The 12,669-nt window shown below is 65.2% G+C and carries 15 protein-coding genes; 9 read left to right on the top strand and 6 right to left on the bottom strand.

From position 1 onward, the window contains the following. Positions 1-37 precede the first annotated feature (37 nt). Positions 38-910, top strand: coding sequence for an ATPase (locus AC05QJ_RS26285; protein WP_476744152.1), 873 nt, complete (start codon positions 38-40; stop codon positions 908-910). 87 nt (positions 911-997) lie between these two features. On the opposite strand, the gene AC05QJ_RS26280 is transcribed toward AC05QJ_RS26285, so the two are convergent. From AC05QJ_RS26280 to AC05QJ_RS26270, 3 genes are read right to left on the bottom strand one after another with little or no spacing between them, the layout of a single operon-like run. Then, the gene (locus tag AC05QJ_RS26280) at positions 998-2,047 is read right to left on the bottom strand and encodes an alkene reductase (RefSeq protein ID WP_476744151.1); all 1,050 of its coding nucleotides are present in this window, start codon (positions 2,045-2,047) and stop codon (positions 998-1,000) included. Positions 2,048-2,066: 19 nt separating this feature from the next. Then, positions 2,067-3,236 (bottom strand): MFS transporter, encoded by a 1,170-nt coding sequence (locus AC05QJ_RS26275; RefSeq protein ID WP_476744150.1) that lies wholly within the window; start codon positions 3,234-3,236, stop codon positions 2,067-2,069. A gap of 13 nt (positions 3,237-3,249) precedes the next feature. Continuing rightward, complete coding sequence (locus AC05QJ_RS26270; protein WP_476744149.1) at positions 3,250-3,552, bottom strand: ArsR/SmtB family transcription factor; 303 nt, start codon at positions 3,550-3,552, stop codon at positions 3,250-3,252. Between the two features lie 176 nt (positions 3,553-3,728). On the opposite strand from AC05QJ_RS26270, the gene AC05QJ_RS26265 reads away from it, so the two are divergent. After that, positions 3,729-4,331, top strand: coding sequence for an acyl carrier protein phosphodiesterase (locus tag AC05QJ_RS26265; RefSeq protein WP_476744148.1), 603 nt, complete (start codon positions 3,729-3,731; stop codon positions 4,329-4,331). Here AC05QJ_RS26265 and AC05QJ_RS26260 read toward each other — a convergent pair. Next, positions 4,307-5,092, bottom strand: a complete 786-nt coding sequence (locus AC05QJ_RS26260; protein WP_476744147.1) for a lysophospholipid acyltransferase family protein — start codon at positions 5,090-5,092, stop codon at positions 4,307-4,309. The genes AC05QJ_RS26265 and AC05QJ_RS26260 overlap by 25 nt on opposite strands. Next, entirely contained in the window at positions 5,092-5,847 is a 756-nt protein-coding gene (olsB, locus tag AC05QJ_RS26255; protein WP_476744146.1) for an L-ornithine N(alpha)-acyltransferase, read from the bottom strand. Before olsB ends, AC05QJ_RS26260 begins: the two co-directional genes overlap by 1 nt. 134 nt (positions 5,848-5,981) lie before the next feature. Between olsB and AC05QJ_RS26250 the strand changes: the two genes are divergently transcribed. The 7 genes from AC05QJ_RS26250 (at position 5,982) to AC05QJ_RS26220 (ending at position 11,017) form a co-directional block, all read left to right on the top strand. Beyond that, positions 5,982-6,881 carry an acyl-CoA dehydrogenase middle domain-containing protein gene (locus tag AC05QJ_RS26250; RefSeq protein WP_476744145.1) on the top strand — a complete coding sequence of 300 codons (900 nt, stop codon included), beginning with the start codon at positions 5,982-5,984 and terminating at the stop codon, positions 6,879-6,881. 42 nt (positions 6,882-6,923) lie between these two features. Beyond that, entirely contained in the window at positions 6,924-7,958 is a 1,035-nt protein-coding gene (locus AC05QJ_RS26245; RefSeq protein ID WP_476744144.1) for a serine hydrolase domain-containing protein, read from the top strand. Further along, positions 7,955-8,251, top strand: a complete 297-nt coding sequence (locus AC05QJ_RS26240; protein WP_476744143.1) for an amidase — start codon at positions 7,955-7,957, stop codon at positions 8,249-8,251. Before AC05QJ_RS26245 ends, AC05QJ_RS26240 begins: the two co-directional genes overlap by 4 nt. Positions 8,252-8,296: 45 nt before the next feature. Continuing rightward, the gene (locus AC05QJ_RS26235; RefSeq protein WP_476744142.1) at positions 8,297-8,878 is read left to right on the top strand and encodes a YceI family protein; all 582 of its coding nucleotides are present in this window, start codon (positions 8,297-8,299) and stop codon (positions 8,876-8,878) included. Position 8,879: 1 nt separating this feature from the next. Beyond that, positions 8,880-10,037 (top strand): phospholipase D-like domain-containing protein, encoded by a 1,158-nt coding sequence (locus AC05QJ_RS26230; protein ID WP_476744141.1) that lies wholly within the window; start codon positions 8,880-8,882, stop codon positions 10,035-10,037. A gap of 87 nt (positions 10,038-10,124) precedes the next feature. Beyond that, on the top strand, positions 10,125-10,706 hold the full coding sequence (locus AC05QJ_RS26225; RefSeq protein ID WP_476744140.1) for a DJ-1/PfpI family protein: 582 nt from the start codon (positions 10,125-10,127) through the stop codon (positions 10,704-10,706). Positions 10,707-10,717: 11 nt separating this feature from the next. Next, positions 10,718-11,017, top strand: coding sequence for a ribbon-helix-helix domain-containing protein (locus tag AC05QJ_RS26220; RefSeq protein WP_476744139.1), 300 nt, complete (start codon positions 10,718-10,720; stop codon positions 11,015-11,017). A 74-nt stretch (positions 11,018-11,091) separates the two neighbouring features. Here the strand turns inward: AC05QJ_RS26220 and AC05QJ_RS26215 are convergent, their stop codons facing one another. Beyond that, positions 11,092-12,615: a fumarate hydratase gene (locus AC05QJ_RS26215; RefSeq protein WP_476744138.1), complete on the bottom strand. Its 1,524-nt coding sequence runs from the start codon at positions 12,613-12,615 to the stop codon at positions 11,092-11,094. Between the last annotated feature and the right edge of the window lie 54 nt (positions 12,616-12,669).

The following is a 12,669-nucleotide window of genomic DNA, read 5'->3' as shown; positions in this document are numbered from 1 at the left end:
GCGCCCATTTTGCTATCACCGTGGTTGAAAACTGCCCATGCGCAATGATGCTCGAGACGATTTTGATGACGTGCCCACGCTGAAAGCCGTGGAGCGCGACGATGATGATTTCGCACCGGCCGCTCACCCGCGGGCGGTGCGCAAGGCCGCGCCGAAGGCGCCGATGGTCGGGCCGCTGTGGGCGTTGCTTGGGGCTTCGTTCATCGCCCTGGGCGGTGTGGCCTGGTGGAGCTTCCAGCAGATTTCCCTGATGGAGCAGCAACTGGTGGCGACCCAGGAAAGCTTCGCCCGTATCAGCGAAGAAGCGGCGGGGCGCCTGCAGGCGATTTCCGGCAAGGTCACGGCCACCGAAACCTCGACCACCACCGAGAACGAAGCGCTGAAGTTGCAAGTGCGTCAGTTGCAGGCCAGCCTCGCCGAGCAGGGCAAGCAGCAGCAAGGCGTTGCCGGTCAGACGGGTGACTTGAGCAAGCGCCTGGAAGTGGCCATGGCCCAGGTCAGCCAGCAGCAGGCGGCCAATGCGCAGTTGCAGACCGAATTGCAGACTCAGTTGAAGACCGTGGCGGCTGAGCTGGCGGCGCTCAAGGCAGCGCAACTGGACGGCGGCAAGATCGATGCGCAGATCAAGAGCGTCGAGCAGGAGGTGGCTGGCCTGAAGGCGGCGCGGGTCGATGGCGGCAAGATCGATACGCAACTGAAGAACCAGGCGGCGGCGACCCAGCGTCTGGAACAGGACCTGCTGGTGCTCAAGAGCGAGCAGGAAAACCGTCCGGCCCCTGCTGCAGGTGCAGGGGCCGGTGCGGCGTCGACGGCAGAGTTCGATGCCTTCCGCGGGCAGATCACCCGCAACATCAACACCCTTCAGAGCCAGGTGCAGAATCTGCAGCAGCAGATCAATGCGCGGAACTGAAATGATCTGAAACCTGATGGCCTCATCACCCCTGTGGGAGCCGGCCTTGCCGGCGATGAGGCCATCAGCGTCTACACCTGACCCGGATCACATCCGCGGATAATCGATGTAACCCACCGCCCCGCCGCCATGGAAACTCTCCGGACGCGGTTCGTTCAACGGCGCATCCGCCGCCAGCCGCGCCGGCAGGTCCGGGTTGGCGATGAATGGCACGCCGAAGGCCACTGCATCCGCCCAGCCATCAGCCAGTGCAGCATTGGCGCTCTGCTTGTCGAATTTCTCGTTGGCAATGTACGGCCCGCCAAAGGCGTCCTTGATCTGCCGGCCGATGCTGTCGTCGGCTTCCTTCTCCCGCGAGCAGATGAAGGCGATGCCGCGCTTGCCCAGCTCCCGGGCGACATAGGTGAAGGTCTCGACCGGGTTGGCATCGCCCATGTCATGGGCATCCATGCGCGGCGCCAGGTGCACGCCGACGCGCCCCGCGCCCCACACCTCGATCACCGCATCGGTGACTTCCAGCAGCAGCCGGGCACGGTTTTCCAGGGAACCGCCGTAGAGGTCGGTGCGCTGGTTGGTGCTGCTTTGCAGGAACTGATCGATCAGGTAACCGTTCGCCGCGTGCACTTCCACGCCGTCGAAACCGGCAGCCTTGGCGTTCTCCGCCGCGGTGCGGTAGGCGTCGACGATATCTTCCAGCTCCGCGGTTTCCAGGGCACGCGGGGTCGGGAATTCGGTGATCGGGCGCACCAGGCTGACATGGCCCTTGGGCTGGATCGCACTCGGTGCCACTGGCAGTTCGCCGTCCAGGTAGCTGGGGTGGGAGATGCGGCCTACATGCCACAACTGGGCGAAGATGCGTCCGCCGGCGGCGTGCACTGCACGGGTGACGTTGGTCCAGCCACGGACCTGGTCGTTGGACCAGATGCCTGGAGTGTCCGGGTAGCCTACGCCGCTTGGCATCACCGAGGTGGCTTCGCTGAGAATCAGGCCGGCGCTGGCGCGCTGCACGTAGTACTCCGCCATCAGCGCGTTGGGAACCCGGCCGGCGTCCGCCCGGCAGCGGGTCAGCGGGGCCATGATGATGCGGTTCGGCAGTTCGAGATCGCCGAGGGTGACCGGTTCAAACAGAGTCGTCATTGCACAGACCTCGCAGTGATCAATGGGCAGCAGGGGCCAGTTCGGCATTGGCGCCGCCCTGGCGGAAAGTGATGAGGGTGACGATCAGCGCCAGCACCGCCAGGGCGGCTGCGGCCAGTGGCACGCGGGTCAGTCCCAGGCCTTGTTCGATGACCAGGCCGCCGGTCCAGGCGCCCAGGGCGTTACCCAGGTTGAAGGCGCCGATATTCAGGGTCGAGACCAGGTTCGGCGCGGCCTTGCCGAAGGTCACCACGTTGACCTGCAGCGCCGGCACGGCGGCGAAGGCGGCGGTGGCCCAGAGGAACAGGGTGATCTCGGCCGGGATCAGCGCCGTGCTGGTCCAGGTCAGCACGGTGGAGACGATCGCCATGGCGGCGAACACGCCCACCAGGGTGGCGCCGAGACGACGGTCGGCCAGCTTGCCGCCGAGGATATTGCCCAGGGTCAGGCCCAGGCCGATCAGCAGCAGGGTCCAGGTCACGCCACGGGGCGAGACGCCGGTCACGTCACCGAGCAGCGGCGCGATGTAGGTGAACAGGGCGAACATCGAGGCCGAGAACAATACGGTCATCGACAGCGACAGCCAGATGCCGGCGCCCTTGAGCGCGCCCAGTTCGGCGCGCATGTCGAGTTTTTCCTCGTCGTGGCGCAGCGGCAGTACGCGGATCAGGCCGATCAGTGCGATCACGCCGATCACCGTCACCGCCCAGAACGTCGAGCGCCAACCGGCGACCTGACCCAGCGCCGTGCCCAGTGGCACGCCGAGGACGTTGGCCAGGGTCAGGCCGGTGAACATCAGTGCGACCGCCGAAGCACGACGGTTGGCCGGCACCAGGCTGGCGGCGACCACCGAGCCGATGCCGAAGAAGGCCCCGTGGCAGAGGGCGGTGACCACCCGGGCGAACATCAGCAGGTTGTAGTCGCTGGCCACGGCGCAAAGCAGGTTGCCGATGATGAACACGCCCATCAGCGACACCAGCGCCAGCTTGCGTGGCAGGCGCGAGGTGGCCATGGCCATGAACGGTGCGCCGATGGCCACGCCCAGGGCGTAGCCGGTCACCAGCCAGCCGGCGCCGGGGATCGACACGCCGAGGTCCTGGGCCACGTCGGGCAGCAGGCCCATGATGACGAACTCGGTGGTGCCGATGGCGAAGGCGCTGAGCGCCAGGATCATCAGGGAAAGGGGCATGGGGGATTCCTTGTCAGAGCTCGTCGCTCAGTTGCGCGAGGAACGCCTGGATGGTGTCCTCGTTGCGTTTGAAGAAATGCCACTGCCCGACCTTCTGGCTGCTGATCAGGCCCGCCCGTTGCAGCGTCGCCAGGTGTGCCGAGACCGTCGACTGCGACAGGCCGCAGCGTTGGTCGATCTGGCCGGCGCAAACGCCGTTTTCCAGGCTGTGGTGCTGGTCGGGGAAGCAGGTCTGGGGGTCTTTCAGCCATCCGAGGATTTCGCGCCGTACCGGGTGGGCGAGGGCTTTTATTATGTCGTCGAGATCAAGAGGCATGGTCGGGCTCGTGGTGTGTGTAGCGGTATATCGCGATGGGGCGAAATATAAATCGGTATTTCGCGATATACAAATATGAAAAGGTTTGGCGAATAGTGTGAATCGGTATATCGGGTTATATCGATATACGCAGCGGCCAGGCGCCAGCGACGACATTTCGCCTTACACTCCCAGCCATGAATTACCTCGCACACCTGCACCTCGGCGGCGACCAGCCGGACCAATTGCTTGGCAGTCTCTACGGCGATTTCGTCAAGGGACCGCTGGAAGGCCGCTTTTCCCGCACCCTCGAAGCGGCGATCCGCCTGCACCGGCACATCGACAGCTTCACCGACAGCCACCCGCTGGTGCTGGCCTCCCTGGCGCGCTTTCCCGCCGAGCGGCGGCGTTTCGCCGGAATCATCCTCGATGTGTTCTTCGATCACTGCCTGGCGTTGCACTGGCATGACTATGCTGCGCAGCCGCTGCAGCAGTTCACCGCGCGGGTGTATCGGGTGCTGGGGGAGCAGCGCGAGTTGCCCGGCCGGCTGGCGGGGATCGCGCCGCTGATGGCGGCCGATGACTGGCTGGGCTCCTACCGTGAGTTCGCCGTGCTGGAACAGGTGTTCCGCGGTATCGCCCGGCGCCTGTCACGCCCTGAAGGCATGGCCGGGGCGATGGCGGAAGTGGAAGCCCTGTATCCCTTGCTGCTGGAGGACTTCCGCCAGTTCTATCCGCAGTTGCAGGCGTTCGCCCGGCAGGCACTGGAGCGTGATCAGGCAGCCTTGGCGCGGCGTTGAGGCAGGGCGTCGGCCTGGCTGCCGAACAGCGCTTCGCTGATCGCTTGCTGGGCCTTGAAGGCCAGGGCGGCGCGTTCTTCTCCATGGCTGGCGATGGGGGCCAGCAACTGGATCTCCACATCGGCGCAAGGCTGGCCGAACAAGCGCATCAGGTGCGAGAGCAGGTCGTCATCGCCGATGAAGGGGGCGATCGCATCCGGTTGGCCGTCGCGCAGGTAGCGCAGGGCGATGGGCTGCAGGGCGATCTCGCAGTCGATGGCGCTGGCCAGCAGGCGGCCATGGAAGGTACGCAGGCCGCGACCGTCGGTGGTGGTGCCTTCCGGGAAGATCAGCAGCGCGCAGTCCTGCTGCAGGTGCTGGCTGATCTGCCGGCGCAGCAGCTGGCTGTCGCCGCCGCCGCGGCGGATGAACAGGGTCCCGGCCTTGTGCGCCAGCCAGCCGGCGATGGGCCAGGTGCGCACTTCGGCCTTGGACAGGAACGACAGCGGCGCGAGCATGCCCAGCAGCGGAATGTCGGTCCAGGACACATGGTTGCTGACCCACAGCATCGGTTGCTCGGGCAACTGGCCGGTAACCTTGACCCGGAAGGGCAGGGCCGCGGTCAGGCGCTTCATGAAGATCCGCGACCAGCGCTGCCGGCGCTGCGCCGAGGCATTGATGCCCAGGCGTTCGAACAGGCCGAACAGGCTGGCCATGCCCAATCCCAGCATTACCACGGCGAGCAAGCGGGCGATGCGCGCGAACACGCGCAGTCGCTGCATCACACTGCCGCCTTGAAGTGGCGGGCATAGCGCGGGCAGAGCTCATCGCGCTTGAGCAGGATGAACACGTCGGCAACCTGGAAGTCTTCGTCCCAGCACGGCTCGCCGCAGATCTTCGCGCCCAGGCGCATGTAGGCCTTGAGCAATGGCGGCATCTGCGCGATGACGTTGGTGGGCAGCGACAGATTGGGCAGCGGGTTCTTCGGCTCGGCGCGCAGGTGCTCGGTGCACAGGTGCTGTTCGCGCAGGCGCTGCATGATTGCGTGGGCCTGCACGCCGCCGTCCTGCATCGGGATGCTCGCGCAGCCCATCAGGTAGCTGTAGCGGCCTTCGTTGAGAATCTCGGCCAGCTCGCTCCACAGCACGGCGATGGTGCCTCCGTTGCGGTAGGCGGCATCGACGCAGGTGCGGCCCAGTTCGAGGATCGGGCCCTGCAGATGGCCGAGACCATGCAGGCTGAATTCTTCTTCGCTGTAGAAGCGTCCCAGGCTGCTGGCGGCGCGATGGTCGAGCAGGCGGGTGGTGGCCACCAGTCGGCCGCTGTTGAGGTCGCGCACGCCGATGTGCAGGCAGTGCTCGTCATAGTCGTCCATGTCCAGGCCCAGCTCGGCGCCTTTGAGCTTGGCCTTGAATTCACCACTGAAGACACTGAAACGCAGGGCCTGGGCCTCGCGCAAGGCGGCCGGGCCAACCAGGCGTTCGGCTTGCAGACGGCGTTCAGTGCTGTTGTCGCCAGAGCGAGCGATCTGAGTCATTGCGAGTCTCCATAAGCCAGCCATGGGGTTGCGGCCGGTCGACTTTGTTGTGCAAGCTCAGACTAGGTAGACGGGGTGTCACCCCCGTGAATGTTTGGTGATGCTTGTATGACAGCCCCCAAGGAGTGTTTTCGATGGCCTGGCTGCAACGACTCGATCAACCGCTGAAGCAACCGTTGCTGGACGATCTCGGCGATACCTGGGCCGCGCTGCTGGAGCAACTGGGCCCGGTGTCGGCGTTCGAGCTGGCGGTGCTCGGCGGCCAGGCCATGCCGACCCCGGGACTGGCCTTTCTCACCGGTTACCAGGCCGCGCTGCGGGTGCTCTGGCCCAGCGCGCCGCCCAGTCTTGGCGCGCTGTGCGCCAGCGAGAAACGCAGCGTGCGCCCGGCCGACATGCACATGCGCCTGGACATGGAGGCGTTGCGCCTGAGCGGCAGCAAAGACTTCGTCACCGGCGGGATGGATGCCGACTGGCTGCTGGTGGCGGCGCGCAGCGAAACGATTTCCGAACCGCCGCGACTGAGCCTGGCAGTGGTTTATCCCGGCGAGCCGGGCGTGCGCCTGGAGCCGTTGCCGGCCTTGCCGCTGATGCCGGAAGTGGGCCATGCCCGCCTGCACCTGGACCAGGCCCTGTGCGAGCGGCTGGCCGGTGATGGCTGGGATGCCTACGTCAAACCCTTCCGCTCCCTCGAAGACCTCTATGTGCTCAGCGCCCTCTGTGCCTGGCTGTACGGCATTGGCCGGGCCAATGGCTGGTCGCAGGGCTTGATGTTGCGGCTGATGGCGCTGTTGGCCGGCTGCGCCGAAGGCACCCGTCAGAGCGCCGAGGCGCCGGCCAGTCATCTGTTGCTTGGCGGCTTGTTCGCCCAGTTCAGCGGGTTGCGTGACGAGATCAACAAGGCCTTGGCCGACACCGAAGGCGAGTGGGCCGACCTGTGGATGCGCGACCAGGGCATTCTCGACATCGCCAGTGCGGCGCGGGCCAAGCGACTGGAGAAGGCCTGGAGGCTATCGACAGCGTTCCTGTCATGAACCACTGCTAGCCTTGCCCGATCACGCTCTCGGGTCATGGTCATGCGCGCAGTGCTTCTTGCTTTTTCGTTCTGCACGGCTTTTTGCGCTACCGCAAACGAGCCGCCGGCGGTGGCCGCCCTGCAGGCTTACGCCTTCCCTCCACGCAACGACCAGACCCGCGAGGGCGTGCGCACCGACGCCTTGCTGGTGATCCGCGACGGTCAGGTGGTGTTCGAGCAGTACGCCGCCCCGACCACGGCAGACACCCCGCACCTGACCTGGTCGATCAGCAAGAGTGTGCTGGCCACCGTGCTCGGCGTGGCCTTTGCCGAGCAGCGTTTCAGGCTGGACGACCCGGTCGCCCGTTTTTATCCGCCGATGCAGGCCCACCCGAACGTGCGTATTGGCGATCTGTTGCACTGGGCCAGCGGCCTCGACTGGCAGGAAGACTACGAATACGCGCCGCTGAAATCCTCGGTGGTGGCGATGCTCTACACCCGTGGCCGCAGCGATATGGCCGGCTTTACCGCGGCGCACGGTGTCGCTGCGGCGCCGGGCGAGCGCTTTCTCTATTCCAGCGGGGACAGCAACCTGCTGGCGGCAGCGTTGCGGCAAATGGTCGGCGCAGAGCACTACGCCGACTATCCATGGACGGCGCTGTTCGAACCCCTCGGCATCGACCGGGTCGTCTGGGAACGAGACGCCCAGGGCACACTGGTGGGGTCCTCTTATCTCTACATGACTGCCCGGGACCTGGCGCGCATCGGCCAGTTGATGCTTGACGAGGGACGTTGGCAGGGCCGACAACTGCTGCCGGCGCAATGGGTGACCTTCAACCGCAAGCCGTTCGACAAGGCTGTCGCCGAACCGAACGAGCCGTTGCCGGGCGGTCATTGGTGGCTGAACAGCGCAGCGGCCTGGCCGGACGCCCCGGCCGATACCTTCGCCGCCCTCGGCCACTGGGGCCAGGCACTCTATGTGCTGCCAAAAGAGCGGCTGGTGGTGGTGCGCTACGCCGATGACCGCGACGGCAGTTTCCGGCACAACACCTTGCTGCGCCATGTACGCGCCGCCTTCGCCGGAGCGCGACCATGAAGCGCTTGTTGCTGGTGATCCTGCTGGGCCTCGTGGTCTGGGGATGGTCCGAGCGGGAGGCGCTGTCGGCGTTTCCCGGCATCCTGAGTGCCTACTCTTCCAAGGAATATTGTTCCTGCCGCTACGTGATGGGATTCGAGGCCGCTTATTGCAACGGCTATGTGAAGCAGTACCTGCCGCTGAGCGAGCTGCGTGACGACCCGCAAAGTCGCCGTGTCGACGCCCGCGGCCTGGGCCGGCAGAGCAGCGCAATCTGGCTCGGTCCGCAGGAGGGCTGTCGCTTGCTGCCATGAAGGCGGGCGGGTAAGGTTGACGGCCAAAGTGTTTCAGGATTTCGCATGTTCAGCCCGCTCCGTCTCGTGTTCGCCCTGCTGGCGATCATCTCCCTTCCCGCCCAGGCCAATTGGTACCTGGATAACGAGTCATCCCGGCTTTCCTTCATTACCAGCAAGAATGGTGATGTGTCCGAAGTGCACCGCTTCCTGGTCCTGCACGGCAAGGTCGACCGCAAGGGCGTGGCCGAACTCGAGATCGAGATGGACTCTGTCAGCAGCGGCATCCCCCTGCGCGACGAGCGCATGCGCAAGGACCTGTTCGCGGTCGAGACCTTTCCCGACGCGACCGTCCGCGCCCGGCTCGATCTGCGTCCGATCAACGACCTGGCCAACGGCGCCCAGCTGGAACTGCGCCTGCCGCTGGCGGTGACCCTGCATGGCAAGACCCACAGCTACAACGCCCAGTTGCTGGCGACCCGCCTGGACGAGCGGCGTTTCCAGGTCGTGACCCTCGAACCCCTGGTACTGCGGGCCGAGCATTTCGATCTTGCACCGGGCCTGGAAACCCTGCGCAAGGCTGCCGGCCTCAAGTCGATCAACCTGTCGGTGCCGGTGGGTGCGGTGCTGATCTTCACGGCCCGCTGACATGGCCGGGCCGGTCTTTCCCTGGCGTTCCGGCAACCAGTTCGAGTTGTTGATCGACGGGCCGGCCTTTTTTCCGGACATGCTCACCGCCATCGCCCGCGCCGGGTTCCAGGTCGACCTGGAGCTTTACCTGGTGGAGGCGGGTGCCTGCGCCGAGGCGATGGTCCAGGCACTGGTCAGCGCCGCCGAGCGCGGCGTGCAGGTGCGCTGCCTGTTCGACGACTACGGCTCGCTGGCCTTTACCCTCGGTTTGCGCCAGCGTTTGCAGGCGGCGGGCGTCGAGTTGCGCTGGTACAACCGCCTGCGCTGGCGTCGGGGCGTGCGCAACCTGTACCGTGACCATCGCAAGATACTGCTGGTGGACCAGAGCGTTGCCTGGGTAGGTGGCACGGGCGTCACCGACGAGTTCTGGCATCCCGGCGAGGATGTCAGCCAGTGGCATGAAGTGATGGTGCAGATACAGGGCCCGCTGGTTGCGGACTGGCAGATGCTGTTCGACCGCCAGTGGCGCGCCAACCTGCGCCGGGTGGCCTGGCGGCCGCCGACCCACTTCGGCCTGCCGCGCCTGCCACGGGTGCCGGTGAGCGGCGAAGGGCTGGGGCGGGTGGCCTACGCCGACGCCCGCCAGCACCGCGACATCCTGCAGTCGCTGGTGCGTGCGCTGAACAGCGGCCAGCGGCGGATCTGGCTGGCGACACCGTACTTCCTGCCCACCTGGAAAGTCCGCCGTTCCCTGCGCCGGGCAGCGGCCCGTGGCGTGGATGTGCGCTTGCTGCTCACCGGGCCACGCACCGATCACCCTTCTGTGCGTTATGCCGGGCATCGCTATTACCCGCGGCTGTTGCGTGCCGGAGTGAACATCTTCGAATTCCAGCCGTGTTTCCTGCACCTGAAAATGGTGCTGGTGGACGACTGGGTCAGCATCGGCTCATGCAACTTCGATCACTGGAACCTGCGCTTCAACCTGGAGGCCAATGTCGAAGCCATCGACCCGGCATTGACGCTTGCGGTGGCCGAGAGCTTCGTCCGTGACTTCAGCCAGAGCGTGCAGATCGACCTCGACGACTGGCGCGCCCGGCCCCTGTGGCGCCGCGTGCAGCAACGGATCTGGGGCTGGCTGGACCGGGTGGTGGTCAATCTGCTGGATCGTCGGGATTGAGGATGTAGTAGTTGCCTATTACCCGCGCCGGTGAATCTGCGACTACCGTGTCTGAACCTTTCCACAGCACGCGAAGGAGATCGTGAAATGGCGGCCAAGAAGATTCTTATGCTGGTGGGCGATTACGTCGAAGACTACGAAGTGATGGTGCCGTTCCAGGCCCTGCAAATGGTCGGTCATACCGTCCATGCGGTGTGCCCGGGCAAGCAGGCGGGGCAGTCGGTCCGCACCGCGATCCATGATTTCGAAGGCGACCAGACCTACAGCGAAAAGCCGGGGCACAATTTCGGCCTCAATTTCGACTTCGCCAAGGTGAAGGCCGAGGACTACGACGCCCTGGTGATTCCCGGCGGCCGTGCCCCGGAGTACCTGCGGCTCAATGACGAAGTGCTGGCGCTGGTAAAGGCTATCGACCAGGCCGGCAAGCCGATTGCCGCAGTCTGTCATGGTGCGCAACTGCTGGCGGCGGCGGGCGTGCTGGAGGGCCGTGAGTGCAGCGCCTATCCGGCCTGTGCCCCGGAAGTGAAACTGGCGGGCGGGCACTACGTCGATATTGAGGTTAGCCAGGCCCACGTTCAGGGCAACCTCGCCACGGCACCTGCCTGGCCTGCGCATCCAGCCTGGCTGGCGGGCTTTCTCGGATTGTTGGGCACCCGCATCACCCTGTAACGGAGGCGCCCATGTGCGAGCTCTACGTCAAGGCCGACCCGATCCTCTACGAATCGCGCAGCCGCTCGTTGCGCATTCGTGGCGTGGTTACCACCCTGCGCCTGGAAAACCAGTTCTGGGATGTGTTGCGGGAAATCGCCGAGGTCGACGGCATGACCACCAACCAGCTGATCAGCAAGCTGTATGACGAGGTAATGGAGTATCGCGGCGAGGTGGTCAACTTCGCCTCGTTCCTGCGGGTCAGTTGCATCCGCTACCTGAGCCAGCGCCGTGGTGTCGAACCGCTGCCACTCAAGGCCGTGGCTCGCTGACATCCGGGCAAAAAAAAGCGGTGGGGAAACCCCCACCGCTTTTGCTTTCCACTTGCAGCTTATAGCTAGCAGCTTTACTTAACTTCCACCGCCAGACTCTCGGCGATCTTGCTCTGCCAGATCGCAGGGCCGGTGATGTGTACCGATTCACCGTTGCTGTCCACCGCGACGGTGACCGGCATGTCCTTGACCTCGAACTCGTAGATCGCTTCCATGCCCAGTTCGGCGAAGGCCAGGACCTGGGATTTCTTGATCGCCTGAGCCACCAGATAGGCGGCGCCGCCGACGGCCATCAGGTACACGGCCTTGTTGTCCTTGATCGCGTCGATGGCGGTCGGGCCGCGCTCGGACTTGCCGATCATGCCCAGCAGACCGGTCTGTTCGAGGATCTGGCGGGTGAACTTGTCCATGCGGGTCGCGGTGGTCGGACCGGCAGGGCCGACGACTTCTTCACGTACCGGATCGACCGGGCCGACGTAGTAGATGAAGCGACCTTTCAGGTCCACCGGCAGCTCTTCGCCACGGTTGAGCATCTCGACCATGCGCTTGTGCGCAGCGTCGCGACCGGTAAGCATCTTGCCGTTGAGCAGGATGGTCTCGCCCGGTTTCCAGCTCTGTACCTCTTCCGGGGTCAGGGTGTCGAGGTTGACGCGACGAGCCGACGGACCGGCTTCCCAGACGATTTCCGGGTAGGCGTCCAGCGACGGCGCTTCCAGTTCGGCCGGGCCGGAGCCATCCAGCACGAAGTGGGCGTGACGGGTGGCGGCGCAGTTCGGGATCATGCACACCGGCAGCGAAGCGGCGTGGGTCGGGTAGTCCATGATCTTGACGTCGAGCACGGTAGTCAGACCGCCGAGGCCCTGGGCACCGATACCCAGCTGGTTGACCTTGTCGAACAGCTCCAGGCGCAGTTCTTCGATGCGGTTCTGCGGGCCACGGGCTTTCAGCTCGTGGATGTCGATGGACTCCATCAACACTTCCTTGGCCATGACCGCGGCTTTCTCGGCGGTGCCGCCGATGCCGATGCCGAGCATGCCAGGTGGGCACCAGCCGGCACCCATGGTCGGAACGGTCTTCAGAACCCAGTCGACGATGGAGTCGGACGGGTTGAGCATGGCCATCTTCGACTTGTTCTCGGAGCCGCCGCCCTTGGCTGCGACGTCCACTTCCACGGTGTTACCCGGAACGATGGAGTAGTGGATGACGGCCGGGGTGTTGTCCTTGGTGTTCTTGCGGGCACCGGCCGGGTCGGCCAGGATCGAGGCGCGCAGGACGTTGTCCGGCAGGTTGTAGGCGCGGCGCACGCCTTCGTTGATCATGTCGTCGACGCTCATGGTCGCGCCGTCCCAGCTCACGTCCATGCCGACGCGGACGAACACGGTAACGATACCGGTGTCCTGGCAGATCGGGCGGTGGCCGGTGGCGCACATGCGCGAGTTGATCAGGATCTGGGCAATGGAGTCGCGCGCGGCGGGCGACTCTTCACGCAGATAGGCTTCGTGCATCGCCTGGATGAAATCGACGGGGTGGTAGTACGAAATGAATTGCAGGGCATCGGCGACGCTCTGAATCAGGTCGTCTTGCTTGATCACGGTCATGCAGCGCGCTCCTCTTAAACACGGGAACATTCAATAGGTATTCCGACGCGGACA

It is taken from the genome of Pseudomonas sp. TUM25319 (assembly GCF_056388475.1).
Note: the sequence above shows the minus strand (reverse complement) of the source record. Positions and strands in the feature narration are given on the sequence as shown.

Bases quoted from the DNA above. Each gene is read 5' to 3' on its own strand.
- AC05QJ_RS26275 (WP_476744150.1), bottom strand. From the start codon at position 3,236: ATGCCCCTTTCCCTGATGATCCTGGCGCTCAGCGCCTTCGCCATCGGC.
- AC05QJ_RS26215 (WP_476744138.1), bottom strand. From the start codon at position 12,615: ATGACCGTGATCAAGCAAGACGACCTGATTCAGAGCGTCGCCGATGCC.
- AC05QJ_RS26225 (WP_476744140.1), top strand. From the start codon at position 10,125: ATGGCGGCCAAGAAGATTCTTATGCTGGTGGGCGATTACGTCGAAGAC.
- AC05QJ_RS26235 (WP_476744142.1), top strand. From the start codon at position 8,297: ATGTTCAGCCCGCTCCGTCTCGTGTTCGCCCTGCTGGCGATCATCTCC.
- AC05QJ_RS26245 (WP_476744144.1), top strand. From the start codon at position 6,924: ATGCGCGCAGTGCTTCTTGCTTTTTCGTTCTGCACGGCTTTTTGCGCT.
- AC05QJ_RS26285 (WP_476744152.1), top strand. From the start codon at position 38: ATGCGCAATGATGCTCGAGACGATTTTGATGACGTGCCCACGCTGAAA.
- AC05QJ_RS26220 (WP_476744139.1), top strand. From the start codon at position 10,718: ATGTGCGAGCTCTACGTCAAGGCCGACCCGATCCTCTACGAATCGCGC.
- AC05QJ_RS26240 (WP_476744143.1), top strand. From the start codon at position 7,955: ATGAAGCGCTTGTTGCTGGTGATCCTGCTGGGCCTCGTGGTCTGGGGA.
- AC05QJ_RS26260 (WP_476744147.1), bottom strand. From the start codon at position 5,092: ATGCAGCGACTGCGCGTGTTCGCGCGCATCGCCCGCTTGCTCGCCGTG.
- AC05QJ_RS26270 (WP_476744149.1), bottom strand. From the start codon at position 3,552: ATGCCTCTTGATCTCGACGACATAATAAAAGCCCTCGCCCACCCGGTA.
- AC05QJ_RS26230 (WP_476744141.1), top strand. From the start codon at position 8,880: ATGGCCGGGCCGGTCTTTCCCTGGCGTTCCGGCAACCAGTTCGAGTTG.
- AC05QJ_RS26265 (WP_476744148.1), top strand. From the start codon at position 3,729: ATGAATTACCTCGCACACCTGCACCTCGGCGGCGACCAGCCGGACCAA.
- AC05QJ_RS26250 (WP_476744145.1), top strand. From the start codon at position 5,982: ATGGCCTGGCTGCAACGACTCGATCAACCGCTGAAGCAACCGTTGCTG.
- AC05QJ_RS26280 (WP_476744151.1), bottom strand. From the start codon at position 2,047: ATGACGACTCTGTTTGAACCGGTCACCCTCGGCGATCTCGAACTGCCG.
- olsB (WP_476744146.1), bottom strand. From the start codon at position 5,847: ATGACTCAGATCGCTCGCTCTGGCGACAACAGCACTGAACGCCGTCTG.